We start from the raw sequence: 20,559 nt of genomic DNA, 5'->3' as shown, positions 1-20,559 counted from the left end.
CTCCTTACCGTACAGGCGTTGCGGCCGACATTTGGAAACCAATGGATACCAGTTCTGGACAGGTTCCAGGCAGCATCATAACTGCTCCCTCACCTAGCTGATAATCTGCCTCAAACAGCATTTCCCGATAGCTTTCAGGAAGTACAGAAGACATATTACGCAATTTCACAGCATGTTCATCCTGTAACGGCGTATTATGCGTAAGACCTTTCCAGCGACGGGGATCCTGAATAGGCGTTTCCAGTAATCTGTCCGATAAAAATATGTTTTCCACCAGTACATTGCCGTCCGGTACGCTCATGCTCATAATACGCTTCGCAATCGGTTCCGGATCATCACCTGTGGAAACACCATCTGTCATATGACAAACCAAAGGCGCAGGGCAATCCTGCATCTCCGGCAGCTCCGCCTGTAAAATACGTTCGGCTTGCAAAAAAGCTTTTGCCGAATCTGAAAATCGTTTGGGTGTCAAGTCGGGCAACGAACCAATCGCTGCGATTTCATCAATCCCCTTCACACCGTTGAGCAGATCATATACGTCGTCACTATAGGCCAAAATCGCAATCCGGTAGCGTGCAGTCAGCCGATTCCCTTTAGTTGAACGGAAAACCATCTGCCGGATCGCCAGTGATATGGCTTCATAGACAACATCAATTCGCCGCCGCCCGTCCATAAGCATGTTCATTGACGCGCTAATGTCAATCAGGTAAATGATCAGGGCGGGGGTACGCTGAGAAGCCTGTATGGTATAATTCATCGTTTGCACACGCTCCCCTCAGTTACCTTTTATCATCTTGTGCCAAGATATTAAAATATGAAAAAAATTAAATTTTAGGCAGTCTAAAATTCGTATCGCTTAAAAAGTTATAGATAGAGGAAGCCCGGTACCCGACTTCGCCTACCGAACGATAATAGGAAGAATTACTTTCGTACAACGCTCTAAAACGATTGGCAAACCCCTTCGCCTTCGCCGTGCTTCCGCCCTCCTGAGAAGCATAAGCCTTGTTATACAGGGAAATAAGCTGGAGAACATTCTGTTTGTTACTTGCATGAATTGATGCTTTTTGCTTTTGCTTCGCCTCTGCCGCCGCCTTACGTGCTGCCTCTTCCTGCGCTGCGCGGGCAGCCTCGTTCTTTTTCCAGGCTAAATATTTTTCGTATTTCGCCTGCTGATCATACGCTTTCTGCTTTGCCAGCTTGGCGGCCGCCTGCTTGTTTTGCTCCTTTTGAGCAAGATAGGCTTCATATTTGACTTGCTGAGCTACAAGAGCCTGTTGTTTTTTCTGCTCTTCCTGCTGCTTTTGGGCAACAAGAGCCTGTTGTTTGGCCTGCTGCTCAGCTTCCTGCCGCTGCTTCTCCGTCAGTGCCTTTTGAGAGGCCTCCTGCTCGGCAGTCAGCTTCGCTTTCGCCGCCTTTGCGGCTTCTTCCTGTTTGGTTGCCTCGATTTGCCGCTGATTGGACTGATCCGCCAGAATATTCACGGCTGGAATGCCAACAGCCAGCAGAACGACAGCCGCCGCCGTTGTCACAATGAACGTTTTGGAGCGGTACCAGGCTGCTGATTTTTCAGGCTGCTCAGGCGGCTTGGGGTTCAACTGTTCCTCCAGCCCCATAATGGCAGCCGATACCTCCACATGCAGAGGGCTGCCGTCTTCTACAAAATGATACAACGACCGATATACCTCTAGGGCCGCAGCAGGCTTGTTTTGCTTCTCCAGTTCACGCGCCTGCCGGAACAGCTTGTCCGTCACCCCGCGCTCTCCTTGCTCCTCGACCGCCTGGTTCAGTATCGCAGCTTGTTCCGCTTGGAGCGGTGCAACCAAGGAGGATGCGGCTTCCCCGGACTCGCCAGTAGCTAATGCTGCTGCCTCTGTCGCCTCGGGTTCCACCGTCTCTACTTCAACAGGAATCTCTTGCTCGGTAAGTGCATTGAGTACAACCAGCCATTCACCAAAGGTAGGGCAACTGCTCAGATCCTGACTGTCCCAGGCACGGCTAAACAGCTCCACCACTTTGCTTCCCCAACGGGCTTCCAGCGACTTGCGTAAAATATAATAACGTTCGCAAGGCGTCTGCATTTCATGCTGGTCAAAATAACTTTCGCCCCACGCTTTATCGACCACCACACGGTCTGACCATCCCAGCATTTCGCCAATAATAATGGCCCCTGCAAAACGATCCGCATACGCGCTCCATAATCCGCTGTGAACGGTTCGGTGCGCAGCATACCCCGGCGAACCCGCCAATAGAGCATCCGGACGATCCATTTTGGTACTGTACATTTGTTCCACATCGACCAATTCTACAGCTGATGTGCCTTCAGGCAGTTCCACTTCAGAAAAAAACGGAAGCATGACATTCGGCGCAGATAAATCACAGTGCGCTAGTCCTTTTTGCTCCATAGCTGAACCGATCCCTGCCAGCGCCCGGGCCAAAGCCAGACTATCGGAAGTCTCAAGCTGCTGCTGAGCTGTGAGACAATCGAACCATGTCGTCCCATGAATCCATGGCATCAGCACTGCATATAACAAATCAGGCTGCTCGGCGATCAGACTTCCGTTTCTTTCTGGAGTGAGCACATCACGCTTGCATACCTGCAAACCGGAAATATCCCCGTAGGCTTCCATATGCTCAGATTGATAAACCATAGCCGGGATACGGAACTTTGGAAAAAACACTTTAAGGGCTTTAGCCTCATGCGGCGCTCCGCTTTTGGCATTGAGCTGGTATACGATCCCCTGCCGCCCTGCTTGAGCATAAGCCAAACCGGGTGCAACAGGATGTCGCCCAATCACATAGGCTGTGCCGTTTATGATCAATTCGTCTCCCGGATTCGGTTGAAAAGACATGGAACATCCCTCTCCTTACATCGTTCAGTATGCTAGTTTCCTCACTCTATTATATACAATCTGTGGATGGCAAGAAAACCGGGTGTCCGAAGATCGCCCGGTTTTTCCTGATAACCACTATACCAAATGTACAAACCATAAAGAGGGTTCATCCATATTGTTTCCTCATAGAGTGGTATATTATAGGGTGATGCTTATCACGCATCTTACTTCGTTTGGTCAACGGTACGGAATTTGTTAGCAATAGCCGTCAGTTCCTGGCTGATGCTGTTCAAAGTCGTTACGAAAGCTTGCATTTGCTTGCTGGCTTCCTGAAACTCTTGAAAAAAGCGTTGTTTAGTCATACCTTCCCATTGACCTTCCATACCTGAGATGGATTGTGTCAAGCTGGAAACGATCTGCTGGCTTTGTTCGCCGCTTTGTTTAAATTGGTTAGCCACCTGATCAACCTGCTCCGGGGTAATTAAAATGCGTCCCGCCATATTATGAGTCCTCCTTGATGAGAATAAAATGTATTGTTTAACTGGTTCAAATTGTACTATGTTTATTTAATTTCCTACAAAAGGCGAAGGTCCTAATTGTAATAACCACACTTTTTGACTATAAAACAGCATCTAACAGTATAATATCAATAGAATCAGTACCTAATAAGTCCCAAAAAATCAGGATTCTATAAACTGAATTTATAGAATCCTCATGGCTGGCATGAGAGTCCCGGGAATCTACTAAGCGACAGGCTGATCCTTAACTATAGCTGGATCAGCAAAATACCATTCCTGTGGATTGCTGGAAGACGCCTGCTTTAAAATATCCTGATTCAGCATACCTGCATCCGACGACGACTGTACACCAGCAATAGCATTCACGACAGACTGCGGGTCCGAAATCGGACCGCTGCTTCCTTCCGAGGGTTGACTAGGCAAAATAGACGGTGACTGTTGATTCGACCAATCCAGCATCGTGACTGGTCGTCCTAATGGTTGGCTGGCAAATGACAGAATCGTATGATAGTTGTGGTCAACAGACTGAAACTCTTCTGCCTTTCGATTCAGTTGTATCCCTGATGTATGGAGGTAAGCATGAATCTGCTCCGACATCCGTTTGGCCTGCATCCAATGATTCAAGACCGACTCACGCGCAGATACATCCCAATCAAACGATTGTAACGCCTGCTCCAACCCTGCTGTTAACTGTTGAATTTGCTCCGCCGCATGCTGTAGCTGCCCGCTAAGCCCCCGAAGCACATCCGGCTCAACTCGAATGCGCATATCCATCACCCTTCTTCTGTCGCTTCTTCTTTCACTGCCGACTGTCTCAACCAATTCAATAATAAATCCACAAACTGATCTCTTGATGCCATGGCTGCAATAAGCCAATCTCCGTTGCCATTAGAGCTCATACGAAATATCCAGTTCATCATTGGACACAGGACAAAGGCAACCCGCTGTGATTCCCACTCCCTGCCGTTCCAGACCAGCAATTGCAATTCCCCTTCGGCTATACGGGAACTCAATGATTGGGCAAGTCTCGTAGAACCTTCTACATCACCGCTTGCCTCAGTCAGTTTGCTGTTAATCTGAGAGACACTCTCTCCTGCAGATTGCTTGTAAATTTCATTAAATGCCTGCTTGGAGAACATTAGCGCAGGTGATTCAGGCACAAGCCGATCTACCCAGCCCATTTTATCAATCAATGTCTCGCAAGCCTTCTCCACATTACCCAGATCATACAGACGGTACTCATCAGGTTCATCAACGGATTTCACTAGCTCCACGACACGCTCGTTCGTGCAATGGAGGTAACCTTCGAACTGCTTGCCGCCCCGTTCATAACGTATGTGGCAAGCCCGGTTAGATAATCCCGCGATAGCAACCCTTGAAAAAACGGTAGGGGGCATGGCCAACTCAGTGCCCTCATCTACCCGCTTTAGATAACCTTTTTCCAGAAGAGAGGCTTTTACCCGCTCCCACTCTTCCGCCAACTCGTCTGCCAGATAGCCCTTAAACGGATCTTCCACCCCAAGCAGTCTGTCAGAACCCAATATGCCTGCCAGGAAAAAAAGCTCCTTCGACTTGAGGGTTATTAACTTCTGCTTGGAAGCTTGAAACGTTAACATTATGAGCCACCTCCCTTCAAACTACAACATGCCAACGGTCACGAATTTTCGTTATCCAATCCTCACAGCTCACTTGCTCTGAGAAGGGAATTGCCGCTTTTAACCTGGTAAATTTGCGTCGTACGTAGTATCCCTGCCCAGGGGGCAGGACTTTTAGGCCACCAGCGGCGGCGTTTGCTTCTGAATAGGGAATACGAAAGAACGATAAATCATTCGAATCCAGTGTTCCAAAAAGCATACCACTTTGACTTGCTTTAACATCATTAAACCAGTCCACACCAAAGGTTGGAAAATCAGATGGCACGCCCGAAAGCACGACATGCACATTGCGATCACGTCCCAACCGCACAATGGCAGAAAGCTGATCCTTTATCGTAAAATCGTTCAATTGCTTGCTTAGCATATCCGCATCATCAATGACCAACAGCAATTCGGAATCATTTCCGTCCTTGCTCCGCTGTTGAACGATATCATACATTTGCTGTACCAAAGGTCCAAGCTCTTCCTCGCTTTCAGCAGCAGCCTTGACATGAGGAAGATGCCGTAATCGAGATAGTCCCCCGCCTCCATAGCGGGTATCGACCGTATAGACTTCCAATTGACTCGGCGATGTGTAATAAGCCAGCGATATGATCCAGCTCATGAGGAAAGAGGTTTTCCCTCCCTCCATAGGACTGCCCACGATAAAATTGGGACCTTCCTTGAGATTCAGTAAGAAAGGCTCCAGATCGTCGCTCTGTAGCCCTACAGGCACCTCGTAAGGAAGCGCGCCCGAAGGCGCACTCGTCCGGTCCCACTGCTGAAGCAGTTCCGCCAACGGGATTCGCTCGGGCAACGGAAGAATGGCTGGCGCATTTGTTCCCTTTCCTTCCTGTACGATGCCCGCAATATTACGACGCAACTGTGCTGAACGTTCCGTTTCATCTTCTCCGGGTGAAGGTAACGCCGTCTGGAGCTCCAGCGGCGGGATATGCCCTTTAACCAAAGCCCGGCCCGGAATTAAAGGCCCCGGTGTTTTGGCTGGTCGTCCTACCGCATAATAATAATCACTTGGGTCAGACATTTCAAAAGAAACGGCATTAGGAATATTACTGCGGAACTTCTCAAACATATCGGTAATCCGATTCGCTGTAATGATAAATGTAATGCCCAGACTGCCACCTTCACGCAGAAGAAATTCCAGTAGCTCATTTTCATCTGCATAAGCATTGCGGAAATTAAGGTAGCCATCAATGACTACGATAATTTGCGGCACATCCTCGACAGCAGAACGTCGAAAAGAGCTTATCGTTTTGACACCCGCTTCGGAAATCATTTCCTTGCGTACAGCCACCAGCTTGAACAGATAATGGAACAACCGCTTGATCCGGTCGTCCTCCTCTGCCATCATAACAGCACCAATCTGGGGAAGTTCCCCAAAGTCGCGCATCGTTCGCCCCATATCAATGATGTAACCATTCCAACGGTTCGCATGAAAACGCTGAGCCATCGACATTAGCATTGTTTGCAAAAAGGTCGTTTTACCCATGCCCGGCATACCGTACACTGCCCAATGGCCATGATCCATCGATGCATAAATCGGCTCCTGTCGTTGGTTCGGCAAATCATCAACCAGACCCATGACCGCCTTCAGCTCTTGAGGCGATGTTGGACTGCCCGTTTCGACGCATAGAGGCAAATCAGTTAAATCCAGCAATTCAGGCAGCGGTGGAAGCCACGGTCCCTGAAGCCGTTCAATTCCTGCCTTGGCAGCTTCTTCTGCAATATAATCAATGAATATCTGAAGCTGTTTGGGAGCTTCTTCCCCTTTTAAGCCTGAGCTTGCCCGTTCGCCACCAGTCAGCAGCGCTTCACGCTTGCCGTTCAGTCTCACCTCGTGCACAGGCAGTGAGGATGAAATATCACTGTTGCCTACATACGGCGCACCACTCCAGGCAAATTGCATCTCTTCAAACACCTCATCACTGCCGACCTGAAAATACCCTCGCCCTGGCTTCGTGATCCACGCGGCATTCGGTATTTTCAACATATCACGGCTGTCGCCTTCGCTCTGCACCCGCAAGCAGATACGGAACCTGGAGTTACTCCAGATTTTATCGTCCACCACGCCGGCAGGCTTTTGGGTCGCCAAAATCAGATGGACACCCAATGTTCGTCCAATGGCGGCAATACTGATGAGCTCATCCATAAATTCGGGTTGATCCCGCTTTAATTGTGCAAATTCATCAATAATAATAACCAGATGAGGCAGCGGTTGTGCGTGCCGCTGCCGAAGCAATCTGTAATATTCATCAATATGCTGTAAATTGCCAGCATCGTTTAATATTTTCTGCCGGCGAACCAGTTCTGCTTTTAGTGATATTTTGGCGCGTTCGATCAGGTTGTTGTCCAAATTCGTAATTGTACCCACCACATGCGGCAAATTGACGAACGTATTAGACATGCCGCCACCCTTGTAGTCAATCAGCATAAACGCAAGATCATGCGGGTGAAACTCAGCAGCAAGGGAAGCTACGATGGATTGAATAACCTCACTCTTCCCTGAACCTGTCGTACCGGCGATCAAGCCGTGCGGACCATGCCCGTGTCGCTCGATTTTATCATGCAAATTAATCATGATCTTCTTGCCACCTGCCCGCACACCCATAGGTACAGGCAAGGTGTCAGGATGACGGTTACGCCGCCACCGTTCTGTAACGTCCAGTTCTTCCACACCCGCTACGCTCATCATATCGAACAGTGGCAGCACAGAGGGAATATCCGAAGCCGAGGAACGCTTCAAACGAACAGGAGCCATATACCGCGCCAATGCATCTGCTTCCTCTCTAGACAGACGATCCGGTTTAAAGCTTTGCTGTTCAACCTCTGGTGACTCCGATTTGCGGGCATATACACCCTGCTCCTTGGAAGCCTCCACGATAAGCTGACACTGCATCGGCAAAGCTTCCTTTCGGGAAGCCAGCACGATGGTACACGCATCAATTGCCCGTCCGTCCTCCAACAGCAACGGGAGCAACGGTTCTTCTTCAATGAGCTGGCTATCTGATAAAACAACCACATAACACGGGATTTCCATCCCTTTTCCATTACGTTCGTTGCGGTTGTTTTTACGGCGATTCAATCTGGCAAACAGAAAGTCGGCCAATTGATGGGCGCTGCTGCTGCGGTCTGACATCATCCGCCCAGTTCTGTCATCGTCCCACACATGCGGGAGCCAACGCATCCAGTTCCATTCATTTTCTTCCCGTTTATCATAAAAGGAAGCCATTTTCACTTCATCCGGCGAGTGACGAACAGCCACCTGTGCCAGAATCACTCTTAATGCTGCCAGCGTATGCTCTCGCTCTCCAACCAATCCAACCACCTTGGATTGGAACAGCGGCAATGCAATAGACGCAGCATCCACCAGACGAAACTCTTCACCCAATTCATCCGCAGCTCCCAGCAACGGGTCTCGGTCATAGCCGTCCGGGCGCGGGATTTGCAGCTTGATATGAAACGGAACTTGTCCGGTTCCAATACGCACTTGCAAAAAATCTTCATCCTCCGGCGAACGCTCCCAGAGAGAGCTGTTACGGTTTTTGACGATTTGAGCGCAGATTTGCGGGTCACCGTGAATTTCATATAGCGTACGGATTTGCTCTTCGCGTTTCAATTCAAGCTCTTCCCGATGCTTCTGGAGCTGTTCCCGATACATCCGGTCACGTTCCTCCAGCTTGCGCTTGTATTCCTTCTTATTGTTCAAATAAACGAAAAAAGGAATGGTATAGGATGTAAGCATCATGACCACAGTAACCATCTGGAACATCAGGTAGTTACTGTTGCCCATCTTGCCTGTTTTGCTCATATATACGTAAAAACCAATCGTTACCAACGTCATCATTAACGGAATAAGTATAGATATAATAGAAAAAGACGGCTTGCTCGGCTCAGCCGGAGGCCGTAAAATCTCCAGCTTCTCCTCTCGGAGCGCCGGTCTTAATCGCGGGGAGCGCTGGTATAATACATTCAAGACAAAAGTCCCCCTTTTCGCTTACTATTTCATTTTACCAAGGTTTCATATAATTTCATGTGTGTATTTACCCATTTTTTTCACTTTGAAACAGCGAACGCCGTCCATATACAGGAGCTTCGTCCCGGGTTGTCGAAAAAGCACGCTGAATACGCACCGTACAGCCTTCCCGCAGACCTGCACCTATCAGCAGTTGGTCGTCCTCCACCCTGAACCAAAGCCCCTCCGGGAATTTTGCTTCCATAATATATTGCATTCCTTCCGCCGGAGGCTCACCAAAAATACGCACACCCAGCATCATCTTCAAATGATCCACCGAGTATTCATTAGCCACCTCGATGTCAAACCACTCTGTTTCCTGTCGTCCCGAAAGCACGGTCAGGATCATCTGTCATCCCTCCCGATCCTTAATGTATACAGTAAAACTCACACAAAGAGCCTATTTTCTATGAAAATATGGCTATCGTAACTGTAGCATTCGCCTATTAGACTGTCAATTTGTTACAAAATACCCACTCGCACTATAAAATCATGACTTTAGTTGTATTTTTATATCTTAAAAGAGTCATATGAATCAATAAACTATATTTTCAGAGTTTTGTAGAATTCGCATATACGTCATTTTGTCGATGGGTTAAACCAAATTCGATTGTTTACCAGAGTATTGTGAACACTTTGTAAATTTTTCAGACCTTTATGTTTTTATAAGGTGTTTTTAAGGTAATTTTAAGAAACGGGCTCTACAATAAAGCCATGAAATAACTCAAGCGAGGTGATTTTTGTGAGAACATTAATTACATTTCAAAACAAACGTATTCCCGTATACTTCAATCAAGAAAACAAACAACCTGTACAAAAAACGTTAAAACTTCTAAGCAACACTTTGGAGAACAAAATCTCCAGAGGCAAGCGTGCCCTTCAAAAATGTCTTAACTCTTTGATCAGTATAGAAATTGTTGGTTGTGAAGCCATCCTGCATAGCGTTAGTGAAAATGATTCATTGGCACTGTCCCTCTATTAAGAGGGATTTTTTTTGTTCCGAAATCATAACAAATAAGAGAGAGTGACTAAGCACCCTCTCCGTATCAGCGGCTTTAAAACATGATACATGTAACTAGCAACCTGCTTATAGTATTCTTCTGCGATAACCTTTTTTGCCGCCTCGTTCCAACTTCTGCGCCTTCTCAATTCGTATTCTAAACAGTTCCAGTAAATTAGCGCGTGTATGCTCTTCCCGGCAGTTGTCCAGCTTTTTCAGGATAAAACGGTCAATGGACATATGACACTGGCTCCTTTACATCATGCTGCCCCTGCTTTCCAAGGGGTAATTAGACAATCCATTTTTAACCATTCTGTTTGGTGTTCAAACATGTAACCCCCCTGTTGGATAAAGTAAGCAGGATTGCATAACCTTTAAAAATTGAAGTCCATGTCCCTATTCAGCCCAAACCATAATTGCACAGCACATGACTTGCAGTATGTTGTAACTTGTCGGTCACTAAGGCTGTATGGTGACCGGCGTGCCAATACTCACCTTCTCCTGAAGCTCCAGCACATCCTTGTTCTGCATACGTATGCAACCATGCGACACCAGGTTGCCAATGGACCAGGGCTCATTGGTGCCGTGGATGCCGTAATGCGGCTTGGACAGCCCCATCCAGAACGCTCCGAAGGGGCCGCCGGGATTGGGCTGTTTATTGATGATGGTAAATTGTCCGTGCGGTGTCTGTGTAGCGATTTTACCAATTCCGACCGGATAACTAAGTACAGTCTGATCGCCATCTTTTAAGTACAGACGACGATCCGACAAACTCACCACGATACTATAATTCGGCATATACTCACCCCTCTACAGGATATGCCGACCACACCGCAGATTCTCTTGTGATTTTTACAAATAACCTTTCTTCATCTCACCACTCCACATCACGTCTCCAGCCACTTCGATTACCGCCTCGGCCCTGATTTGTGCTTGATCGTTGATCCTTTTTCCGCCGATCTGCTTCTTTACGCGCCTGATACTCCAGCTCCCGCTGCATTTTGCGATAATTGTTCACTCTGGATTCAGACAGCTCCCCACGCTGCACTGCTTCCTCTACCGCACATCCCGCTTCTCTCTGATGCTTGCAGTCTGCAAAACGGCATCTTTGTGCCATTTCCGTAATATCCGTGAAGGTATTAGCGACCCCAGTGGAATCATCCCACAGATTCAGTTCACGCATTCCCGGCGTATCCAGCAGAACGGCTTGCTTCAATATGGGGAACAACTGTCGGTGGGTTGTCGTATGGCGCCCCCGACTGTCCTCTTCCCTCACATCCTGTGTAAGCTGGACTTCGGCCCCGGACAGCCAGTTCACAATCGTTGATTTGCCACTGCCTGATGAGCCTGTCAAGGCAACTGTGCGTCCGGGTTGAAGAAACGCCTCCAGTTGCTCTCTCCCTTCGTTCTGCAAAGCGGAAATAACGATGACTGGTACACCAGGAGCGACTCCCTCCGCTTCTGCCACCCGCTCTTCCACATCGGGACAAAGATCGCTTTTGCTCAGTACAACGACCGGGTCAACTCCGCTGTTCCACGCCATAATTAAATACCGCTCCAGCCTGCGCACATTAAAATCGTGATTCAGTGCATTGACGAGAAAGAGGGTATCTACATTTGCCGCAATCAGCTGCTCCTTCGTCTCAAGGCCCGCAGCCTGCCGAGAAATCCGACTTTTACGTGGCAGCACGGCATGAATGACTGCATCCGAGACTCCATCCGGCAGGGTGACAGCTACCCAATCCCCCACAGCCGGCATTTCCGCCGGATCAACATTAGCATGTCTCAGCTTGCCGGAAGCAGCTCCCCAGCGTTCTCCTTCCATAGTCATAAGCTTTACTTTTTGACCATAATCGGCAATTAGTCGGGCAGGGCGTACCTGTGTATTTTCTGCTCGTTCTTCAAAGCTTTGTTTCCATTGGTCCCAAAAGCCGTTCCAGTAATCAGACCAGCCGTATTCATGTATACTCATTGTTTTCCTCCTGTGAATCATCGTTTATTGCTGATGTTTAAAGCTGGTGTTATTTATTTTCGTGCTATTCTGTGCTTCCAAATGTTCTCTCCCGCGAGCAAATAACGCAAAAAATCCGCAGGGAAATCCCTGCGGAGGGTGTATGATTCAGGCCGAGGCTATCCCAAGACCCTAATCATAAAAAAATCCGCAGGGAATCGCTCCCTGCGGATTTCATCGGTTCTACTGCTCAACCGAATGCCATGTAAAAACTATACTTATTTCATATAGTCTTCAACTGTGCATCATCCGTGCGGGAGACAACATCATACTGCTGCTGAACCAATCCATTCATGTTCGTACGCATATAACATCGCCTCCTCCTAAAATTTTCTTAATCATACAAGTCCACAATTCGTCTGTCAAGTCTGCCGCAAACCTTTTTTTAAATCTTTTTTCAAGTTGCTTTTAGCGCACTTGATCCCAACGCGTCCACATCTCACGAGGATTCAATTCATACATTTCACGTTCTCTGTACATAAAATGATGCATAATCAACTCACGCCGAATCGTCGCAAAATCTTCATGATACTGCTTAATCCACTCGTTTAGCTCACGTTCAGGATACACGCGACCCGGCTCCAGCTTTTCTGCCAGCATTTGAAGCACGATCAGCTTTTTCTTGTACTGCGAGGGAATTTGACGCAGCTTGCCGTCCTTGGAAAAAAAATTGCGCAAAACTGTCGCTTCCAGCGTTTCATTAACCTCTGACAGCTCTTCCTCCCCCTCTCCTTTTTCAAAAATAAACCGCACTGTCGCCTCGGCATACTGCCTGATCAGTTCAGGATTCAGTGTGAAAAATACCGTATTCTTATCACGCCGTTCCTTGATTAATCCGGCCTCACGGAGCTTGGAAGCATGATGCGTGACAGTCGGTTGGGATAAATTCAGTTTTTCCGCCAAAGCCTGACCATGCATCTCTCCACGTGACAAGAGCAGCAATATACGCATACGCGTTGGATCAGCAAGCGCTTTATGATAGTTAACTATTTTATCCAGTTGCATCGTTAACGCCTCTTTTCATCACTACATACATTGCCGTATATTTACCGTAAAAAATAAAATCCACACATAAAATAGATGTATATCTAATTATATGATTGTTAAAAATGGTTGTCAATCGTAGCATTCTTTGACTTCTTTCTGAAAACGGCTGGATATTGTGTACGCATTGCGGTAGGATGATATTACTTGACTTTTGTACAGAGATTGCATATATTCAACTGTTTTGCCTTTTCAAATTTTTATGAATTAGCGCTTTGAAACATCCTACATACTACTGCAAAACTGGCGCTACAGACCAATAACAACGGGAGGTTCATCGAGATGCACGACGTAGTCATTATTGGAGGCGGGCCTTGCGGGCTGTCCGCTGCAATCGAATGCAGCCGCAGAGGCTTGCAAACCGTCATTATCGAAAAAAGTAACATTGTTCAATCCATTTTTCTGTACCCGACGAACATGCAGTTTTTCAGTACGGCTGAGCTGCTGGAAATTGGGGATGTTCCGTTCAGTACGCCTAATGACAAGCCTTATCGTCATGAAGCACTGGCGTATTACCGCAAGGTGGCGGCACATTATAACCTGAACGTCCGTCATTACGAGAAAGCAAAAACAATCACACGACAGGATGATGGTACATTTACTGTACATACGGTGAGCAAGCAGGGAATAGCCAAAACGTATTCGTCACGCCATGTCGTCGTGGCTACAGGATATTTTGATCATCCGAACTATTTGGGCATTCCCGGGGAACAATTAGATAAAGTTACTCATTATTTCAGTGAAGCTCATCCCTATACCGGTACACGGGTCGCAATCATTGGCGGCAGTAACTCTGCGGTGGATGCAGCGATGGAACTCGTACGCGTCGGAGCCACCATTGACATGGTGTATCGCAGAACCGAGCTGTCTGAATACATTAAGCCGTGGGTTCGTCCACTGTTTGACAGTATGGTACAAAAAGGAAAAATCACACTCCATCTGGGCGCGCGCATCACTGAAATTCGTCCAGATCATGTAGTGGTCACCCCCTCGGAGGCAGAAGCTTTCCGGCTCGAAAATGATTTTGTACTTGCACTAACCGGGTTCCACCCCGAACGGAAGCTACTGGAGTCTGTCGGTGTTCACATGGCTGAGGATCTGGACAAACCGGAATATGATCCTTCCACGATGGAGACCAATATACCGGGTATATATGTGGCGGGTGTCATCGCTTCCGGCAGTAATGCCAATGAGGTGTTTATTGAAACAGGCCGCTGGCACGGTCGCCAAATCGCTGAACATATTCAAAGCTAAATGAACCAAGGAGAAATCATATATGGATTACAGTTCACTCATCCTGCTGGTACTGGCTGCTCTTGGAATTGTCAGCGGCAACTCCACAGTCACCATTGCCATGGTCGTATTATTGCTACTGCGGGCAACCCATTTTTATACTGCTTTTCCCTGGCTCGAAAAGTATGGATTGACGATCGGGATCATTATTCTGACCATTGGTGTGATGACGCCGCTGGCCAGCGGTAAAATCAGTATTAGCCAGGTCATGGAGTCCTTCCTGAATTGGAAGTCACTGCTCGCTATTGCCATTGGCATCCTGGTAGCCTACCTTGGCGGCCGTGGAGTAACCCTGATGTCCGGACAGCCCATCATTGTGACGGGCTTGCTGATCGGAACCGTGATTGGTGTCGCCTTCTTCAAAGGCGTTCCTGTAGGGCCGTTAATCGCCGCCGGGCTGCTGTCGCTGTTAATAGGCCGCACCTAGAATTGCCTGCTTACCCTTCGTCTAGCGCTGGCAGATGCTGTCCATAAAAAACGTATTTGACCAGCGGCAGACATAAGTTTGAAAAAGGCAGTCAACGCAAAAGACGAATGGACCTGAGCAATCTGCATGACGGGCTGAATTCAGTCCCGCTTTGTGTTATACTCTTATCGCATAATTTGGTAAATGCAGGAGGCTTGACCGATGTCCCGACAATTTGTAACGGAAGCTGTAATGGTTGCCATATATGGCCAACTGCTTACAACTCCCGCCCCTGTGGAATATATAGTACCTTACACGTCGCTGCTGGAGCTATACGAATTTCAGGATAGCACGGAACCGCTCATGGATAATCCTGCGGACGATCAGCATGTGAAGCGCAAGGTAAGCGAGCTGATCAGCTATTTCGAGGAGCCATTGAATCAGAAAAAAATCCGGCGTGCGCTTCAGATGCCCTGGGCCAAAAGCTTACCCATCCTGTTCGACGCCAACACCTCACTGATCATCATTAATGCCGTCGATACTGCGCATTACGGAGAATATTTCGATCCAATCGAGACCGAATTGGTGCTAACAGCCCAGCGTGAAGAATTACCCATTTTGACTGATCAACTGGACTGGATTCACCGCATTATTGAAGCTTCCGTTCCTGTACATGTGTACGACATAGATGATTTTGATTTTGCGGTGGAAGGTCCGATGCTTAACAACCCTTAACATGCAGCACGCGCGCCCCAAGGACAACAAAACGGCGGAGTATCACACACAGGTTAATCCCCTGTCTTGAGATACTCCGCCGTTTTTTCATGCCCCTAAACTGTTAACCTACACGCTATTTCTAACGTTAGAGCATTAAGACTGCTCTTCCTCGGCATACGTGTAAATAATGTCGTCATGTTCCTCCACATACTTCACTTCCAGGTGATGCCCCTTCAAGTACCAGTAATCCTGGTCCTCCATATAAAACGTAATACCAGCCGCTTCATGTTGTAACACGGGATGCTGCGGAGGCTCCACGGCAATTCCCAGAGAGAAGCCTGGATGTAACCCTCCTCCTGAACTATAGCGGGCAAAAAAACGAATGGTATCTCCACGGTTCAGACCAAGCTCCTTGATGTACCACTTTGCCGCTGGTTCAGTTACCTGTATGCTCATGCGTTATGCTCATCTCCTTGTACAATTACGTCCTGTTAAATATATCATAGCATGATTTAGAATGACCACCAACCGCCCCTTACTCAAGTGAAAATCTCCAGCGATTGATATACATTTTTTTGAAAAAGGTTTGACAATTCGCAAAAGACGGTGTTAAGATTCAAGCATACGAGATCCATTTTGAAATTAATTACCAATTTGAACGATTACTCAAATGTTTAGAATGAATCCAATTCGAAGAAGAAAGGAGTGCTACCGGTGCCAAACATTCATCTCGCCTTTAACCCACATCTACAAACACAACAACTTCATATCGGAGCATCTCCCCTGACGCATCCTTCGAAAATGGACCATTCACATTGTATGGTTTAATACGAGTGGCTGCCTGCGTTTAAGCAGTTTTTCAGCGGTGAGTGTGCTGAAAACATCTGCGCGCCATATGATATTGAGATTTAAGGCATATCGTCTGCGGACGGTATGCCTTTTTTGCGCCTGCTACCGGATTGAAGCTAGTGGTAGCAAGCCGTTATTGTTTATTCAAAATGGCACACAACTCTCGCATGAGCTTTACATGAAAGGATGGGATTCGTCTTGTTTTCGGTACTCAAAAATTTAAGCTGGTTTTTTAAAAGAGAACGAAGCCGGTACTCGATTGGGCTGTTTATGCTGATAGCCGTTGGCGTTGTGGAGCTGGTTCCACCTCGACTGCTAGGCAGCGCCATTGATGAGATCGTACGCGGTTCAATTTCATGGTCCTCGCTCTGGCGTTATATTCTTTACATTTTAGGTATTCTTACTCTCATCTACTACATTACGTACATATGGATGCACAAGCTGTTTGGCGGTGCAAATCTGGTGGAACGCCTGTTGCGCACACGCTTTATGAATCATCTGCTGCGCATGACGCCCCCATTTTTTGAACGTAATCGTACTGGCGACCTGATGGCTCGTGCTACGAACGACCTTCGCTCCGTGGCTAGTACCGCGGGCTTTGGCATGCTGACGTTAACTGACTCTACAGTTTATCTGAGCGTCGTACTGGTCGCCATGGGCACCTTGATTAGCTGGAAACTGACGCTGGCGGCGGTTCTGCCCCTGCCATTCATCGCACTGGCAATGAGTATTTACGGCAAAGCCGTTCACGAACGCTACACGCTGGCACAGGATGCATTTGGAGATATGAACGACCAGGTGCTGGAATCCGTGGCAGGTATCCGGGTTATTCGCGCCTATGTACAAGAACGAATGGATGAAAAACGCTTCGCCGATATTACCGATGACGTATTTCGCAAAAATCTGGCGGTAGCTCGAATGGACGCTCTCTTTGAACCGACGATCCGCTTGTGCGTAGGACTTAGCTATGTTATCGGGCTCGGCTATGGTATTTATCTGGTATTTCATAACGATATCACGCTGGGTGAGCTGGTATCCTTTAACATGTATCTGGGGATGATGATTTGGCCGATGTTTGCCATTGGCGAGCTAATCAACATTATGCAGCGTGGCAGCGCTTCCCTGGACCGGGTGAACGAAACCCTTAATGTCGAGCCGGACGTACAAGATGCAGCTCAGCCTGTATCGGTTAACCACCCCGAGTCCATTACGATGAAAGATGTTACCTTCCGCTATCCAACCTCATCTGTTGACAATCTGTTACATGTGAATTTGGAGCTGAAACGTGGAGAAACGCTGGGTGTCGTCGGCCGAACAGGTAGCGGGAAATCCACCCTGCTCAAACAGCTACTGCATGAATACCCGACGGGCACCGGTGACATTTTAATCTCTGGCACTCGGCTGGAGGACATTGCAGTTGAACAACTGCACAGTTGGATCGGCTACGTGCCACAGGAGCAAATTCTGTTCTCCAAATCAGTGCGTGAGAACATCCAGTTCGGTAAACCGCGTGCAGATGATGACGATATCATGGAAGCGATTCGTACCGCAGCCTTTGATCAGGATTTAGGCACCCTGTCTGATGGACTGGACACACTCGTCGGAGAAAAAGGCATATCCCTGTCCGGCGGCCAGAAGCAGCGTGTTTCGCTGGCACGCGCCTTTATTGGCGATCCGGATATTCTGGTGCTAGACGATGCACTGTCCGCGGTTGATGCTCGAACAGAAGCACGCATTATTGACAATATCCGACGTAAACGCTCGGGTAAGACAACTCTGATCTCCACTCACCGTCTCTCGGCTGTAGAACATGCAGACCGGATCGTCGTGCTGGAGCAAGGACGCATTATTGAGGAAGGAACCCACAACGAGCTGCTTCAGGCGGACGGATGGTACTGTCAACAGTATGAACGACAGCAAGTGGAATCTGTTCTGACCTCAGGGGAGGTTTCCTAATGAAATCCAATATCGGCAAAAGGCTATTCCAGTATGCCCTGACGAGCAAAGCGGGCTTTATCGCGGCACTCATCGCACTGGCTATCGGGGTAGCCGCCGAGCTGGCCGGACCCTTCATCGCCAAAACGATGATCGACGACCATATGCTCGCTATTGAAAAACCATTTTACGAGACAACTAGCGTGGACGGCACCGTAAGCTATGCCGGAACCCATTTTAAGCGTGAAGACCGCTTTGAGGCCGGAGAGGCCAAAGGACGTGAAGCCAGGATTTTACAAGTCGGCAAATCCTTCGTATTTATTGATGGCTCGGTGCAGGTGGCTGACGGTAACCGCTCCTTTGCGAACGGCACACTGACCGTGACGCGCGGCTCCGACACCTTTCGCTATAATGCCAAGGCTTTGACTGCCGATGAGCTGTATAGCTTTTACAAGCCGGAAATGCCCGGTATCTTTCAACTGATTGGCTGGTATTGCTTCTTTTTGGTCATTTCGATCTTTGCCGAATTTGGCAAAACGTACTGGCTGCAATCCTCGGCCAACAAGGTCATTCAAAAGCTTCGGCTTGACCTCTACGCGCACATTCAACGGTTGCCAGTTTACTTTTTTGACAATCTGCCCGCAGGTAAGGTCGTATCCCGTGTTACGAATGACACAGAAGCAGTAAAAGATTTATTCGTAGCCGTATTATCGAACTTCACTTCCGGTATTGTGACGATGGCCGGGGTATATGTCGCACTCTTTTTGCTGGACTTCAGACTGGGTCTGATCTCTCTGTTCATTGTACCGCTGCTGATCTTGTGGATTGTGCTGTACCGCAAGGTCGCCACCCGCTTTAATACAATCATTCGGTCCCGACTCAGTGAGATTAATGCGATTATCAACGAATCTATTCAAGGTATGTCCATTATTCGCGTGTTCCGGCACCAGAAACAAACGCAGCATGAGTTTGAAGAACTGAACGACGATTATATGAAACATCAGAATAAAATGCTGAATTTGAACGCCTTCACCTCACACAATCTGGTCAATGTGCTGAGAAATCTTGCATTTGCCGTCGTGTTGTGGTATTTCGGAGCAGAGGCGCTTGGCACGACAGGGAGTGCTGTGTCACTAGGCGTACTATACGCCTTCGTCGATGTACTGGGACGACTGTTCCAACCGATGACTGGTATGGTCAATCAACTCGCCGTACTGGATACTTCCATCGTATCCTCAGGACGGGTATTTGAACTGATGGATGAAACCGGAGAACAGGTAACGGACGGCACGATGCCGCGTTACAAAGGTCTGGTGGAGTTCGACGATGTGACCTTTGCCTACAAAAAGGATGATGTCCTTAAGCATATTTCCTTTACTGCACATCCCGGCCAAACGGTTGCTCTCGTCGGACATACCGGATCTGGAAAAAGCTCAATTATTAACCTGCTGTTCCGGTTTTATGATCCTCAAAAAGGAACGATCACGATTGACGGAACCTCTGTCAAGGACATACCAAAGCAGTGGCTGCGCCATCATATGGGTATCGTTCTTCAAGATCCGTATTTGTTTACAGGTACAGTAGCCTCCAACGTCAGTCTGGGAGACAGCCGGATTACCAGAGAACAGGTGAACAAAGCACTGTGTGATGTCGGGGCTGACAAACTGCTGGCCCACTTGCCGCAAGGCTTTGATGAGCCCGTGATCGAAAAAGGGAGTACTTTATCAGCCGGGCAGCGTCAGCTCATTTCCTTCGCCCGCGCGCTGGCCTTCGATCCGGCGATTCTGATTCTCGATGAAGCTACCGCCAATATTGATACCGAAACCGAGGCGCTTATCCAATCTGCGCTGGAGGTACTCAAGAAGGGGCGTACTACCTTCATCATTGCTCACCGTCTGTCGACCATCCGCAGTGCGGACCAAATTCTGGTACTGCATCGAGGTGAAATTGTCGAGCGAGGCAACCATGACGAGCTTATGGCTCAGGGTGGTCGCTACTTCCAGATGTATCAGCTCCAGTCAGGAACGACGGGAACAGCTACAAATGCATCCTCTAGTGCATCGTCGGAACACGAAGCTTTACTTGCAGAGCAAACTGCTGTACCAGCAGGAGCTGCCACTTCTGGAAAAGCCGGTACCCGAGCAGGTACCATTTCCTTGCAGAAACCGGGCACAGGTCAAAATGGCCCCGGCTTGGCTGGAGGAAGCGCATAAATTAAGCACACAAAGCATGCATAAAAAAAACAGCAAGTCTCCGAATAAACACAATGGAGACTTGCTGTTTTACTT

At 48.1% G+C, this 20,559-nt stretch carries 18 protein-coding genes; 6 read left to right on the top strand and 12 right to left on the bottom strand.

Annotation, left to right across the window (positions count from 1 at the left end):
• Positions 1–4: 4 nt before the first annotated feature.
• The 7 genes from NST83_RS10625 to NST83_RS10595 form a co-directional block, all read right to left on the bottom strand.
• Positions 5–757 carry a vWA domain-containing protein gene (locus NST83_RS10625; protein WP_137062802.1) on the bottom strand — a complete coding sequence of 251 codons (753 nt, stop codon included), beginning with the start codon at positions 755–757 and terminating at the stop codon, positions 5–7.
• Positions 758–824: 67 nt separating this feature from the next.
• A complete protein-coding gene (locus NST83_RS10620; protein WP_342417542.1) occupies positions 825–2,849 on the bottom strand; it encodes a hypothetical protein in 2,025 nt (674 codons plus the stop codon).
• A gap of 206 nt (positions 2,850–3,055) precedes the next feature.
• Positions 3,056–3,331, bottom strand: a complete 276-nt coding sequence (locus NST83_RS10615; RefSeq protein WP_013309990.1) for a WXG100 family type VII secretion target — start codon at positions 3,329–3,331, stop codon at positions 3,056–3,058.
• Between the two features lie 243 nt (positions 3,332–3,574).
• Positions 3,575–4,117 carry a WXG100 family type VII secretion target gene (locus NST83_RS10610; RefSeq protein ID WP_342417541.1) on the bottom strand — a complete coding sequence of 181 codons (543 nt, stop codon included), beginning with the start codon at positions 4,115–4,117 and terminating at the stop codon, positions 3,575–3,577.
• Between the two features lie 5 nt (positions 4,118–4,122).
• Entirely contained in the window at positions 4,123–4,965 is an 843-nt protein-coding gene (locus NST83_RS10605; protein ID WP_342417540.1) for a hypothetical protein, read from the bottom strand.
• Between the two features lie 16 nt (positions 4,966–4,981).
• The gene (gene essC / locus NST83_RS10600; protein WP_342417539.1) at positions 4,982–8,977 is read right to left on the bottom strand and encodes a type VII secretion protein EssC; all 3,996 of its coding nucleotides are present in this window, start codon (positions 8,975–8,977) and stop codon (positions 4,982–4,984) included.
• Between the two features lie 67 nt (positions 8,978–9,044).
• Positions 9,045–9,365, bottom strand: a complete 321-nt coding sequence (locus NST83_RS10595) for a hypothetical protein (protein ID WP_342417538.1) — start codon at positions 9,363–9,365, stop codon at positions 9,045–9,047.
• A gap of 393 nt (positions 9,366–9,758) precedes the next feature.
• Between NST83_RS10595 and NST83_RS10590 the strand changes: the two genes are divergently transcribed.
• The gene (locus tag NST83_RS10590) at positions 9,759–9,998 is read left to right on the top strand and encodes a hypothetical protein (protein ID WP_081473730.1); all 240 of its coding nucleotides are present in this window, start codon (positions 9,759–9,761) and stop codon (positions 9,996–9,998) included.
• A gap of 105 nt (positions 9,999–10,103) precedes the next feature.
• Here NST83_RS10590 and NST83_RS10585 read toward each other — a convergent pair whose 3' ends face one another.
• From NST83_RS10585 to NST83_RS10570, 4 genes are all read right to left on the bottom strand, one after another.
• On the bottom strand, positions 10,104–10,256 hold the full coding sequence (locus NST83_RS10585) for a hypothetical protein (protein WP_170970831.1): 153 nt from the start codon (positions 10,254–10,256) through the stop codon (positions 10,104–10,106).
• 219 nt (positions 10,257–10,475) lie between these two features.
• Positions 10,476–10,814 carry a L,D-transpeptidase gene (locus NST83_RS10580; RefSeq protein ID WP_342417537.1) on the bottom strand — a complete coding sequence of 113 codons (339 nt, stop codon included), beginning with the start codon at positions 10,812–10,814 and terminating at the stop codon, positions 10,476–10,478.
• A 76-nt stretch (positions 10,815–10,890) separates the two neighbouring features.
• Entirely contained in the window at positions 10,891–11,988 is a 1,098-nt protein-coding gene (gene rsgA, locus NST83_RS10575) for a ribosome small subunit-dependent GTPase A (RefSeq protein ID WP_342417536.1), read from the bottom strand.
• 447 nt (positions 11,989–12,435) lie between these two features.
• A complete protein-coding gene (locus tag NST83_RS10570) occupies positions 12,436–13,032 on the bottom strand; it encodes a metalloregulator ArsR/SmtB family transcription factor (RefSeq protein ID WP_137062794.1) in 597 nt (198 codons plus the stop codon).
• 321 nt (positions 13,033–13,353) lie between these two features.
• On the opposite strand from NST83_RS10570, the gene NST83_RS10565 reads away from it, so the two are divergent.
• From NST83_RS10565 to NST83_RS10555, 3 genes are all read left to right on the top strand, one after another.
• Positions 13,354–14,325, top strand: coding sequence for a YpdA family putative bacillithiol disulfide reductase (locus NST83_RS10565; protein ID WP_342417535.1), 972 nt, complete (start codon positions 13,354–13,356; stop codon positions 14,323–14,325).
• A 22-nt stretch (positions 14,326–14,347) separates the two neighbouring features.
• Positions 14,348–14,791 (top strand): DUF441 domain-containing protein, encoded by a 444-nt coding sequence (locus NST83_RS10560; RefSeq protein WP_342417534.1) that lies wholly within the window; start codon positions 14,348–14,350, stop codon positions 14,789–14,791.
• 201 nt (positions 14,792–14,992) lie between these two features.
• A complete protein-coding gene (locus NST83_RS10555; RefSeq protein ID WP_137062791.1) occupies positions 14,993–15,505 on the top strand; it encodes an ADP-heptose synthase in 513 nt (170 codons plus the stop codon).
• Positions 15,506–15,640: 135 nt separating this feature from the next.
• Here NST83_RS10555 and NST83_RS10550 read toward each other — a convergent pair whose 3' ends face one another.
• Positions 15,641–15,943, bottom strand: coding sequence for a HesB/YadR/YfhF family protein (locus NST83_RS10550; protein ID WP_137062790.1), 303 nt, complete (start codon positions 15,941–15,943; stop codon positions 15,641–15,643).
• A gap of 591 nt (positions 15,944–16,534) precedes the next feature.
• Between NST83_RS10550 and NST83_RS10545 the strand changes: the two genes are divergently transcribed.
• Both NST83_RS10545 and NST83_RS10540 read left to right on the top strand, forming a co-directional pair.
• The gene (locus NST83_RS10545) at positions 16,535–18,292 is read left to right on the top strand and encodes an ABC transporter transmembrane domain-containing protein (RefSeq protein WP_342417533.1); all 1,758 of its coding nucleotides are present in this window, start codon (positions 16,535–16,537) and stop codon (positions 18,290–18,292) included.
• Entirely contained in the window at positions 18,292–20,484 is a 2,193-nt protein-coding gene (locus tag NST83_RS10540; protein ID WP_342417532.1) for an ABC transporter ATP-binding protein, read from the top strand. The genes NST83_RS10545 and NST83_RS10540 overlap by 1 nt, the downstream gene beginning before the upstream one ends.
• The last annotated feature ends 75 nt before the right edge of the window (positions 20,485–20,559 follow it).

Origin of the sequence: Paenibacillus sp. FSL R10-2782, assembly GCF_038592985.1 — a bacterium.
In the GTDB taxonomy this organism is placed as follows: domain Bacteria; phylum Bacillota; class Bacilli; order Paenibacillales; family Paenibacillaceae; genus Paenibacillus; species Paenibacillus terrae_C.
The sequence above is the reverse complement of the archived record's forward strand: the minus strand, read 5'-3'. Positions and strand labels throughout refer to the sequence as shown.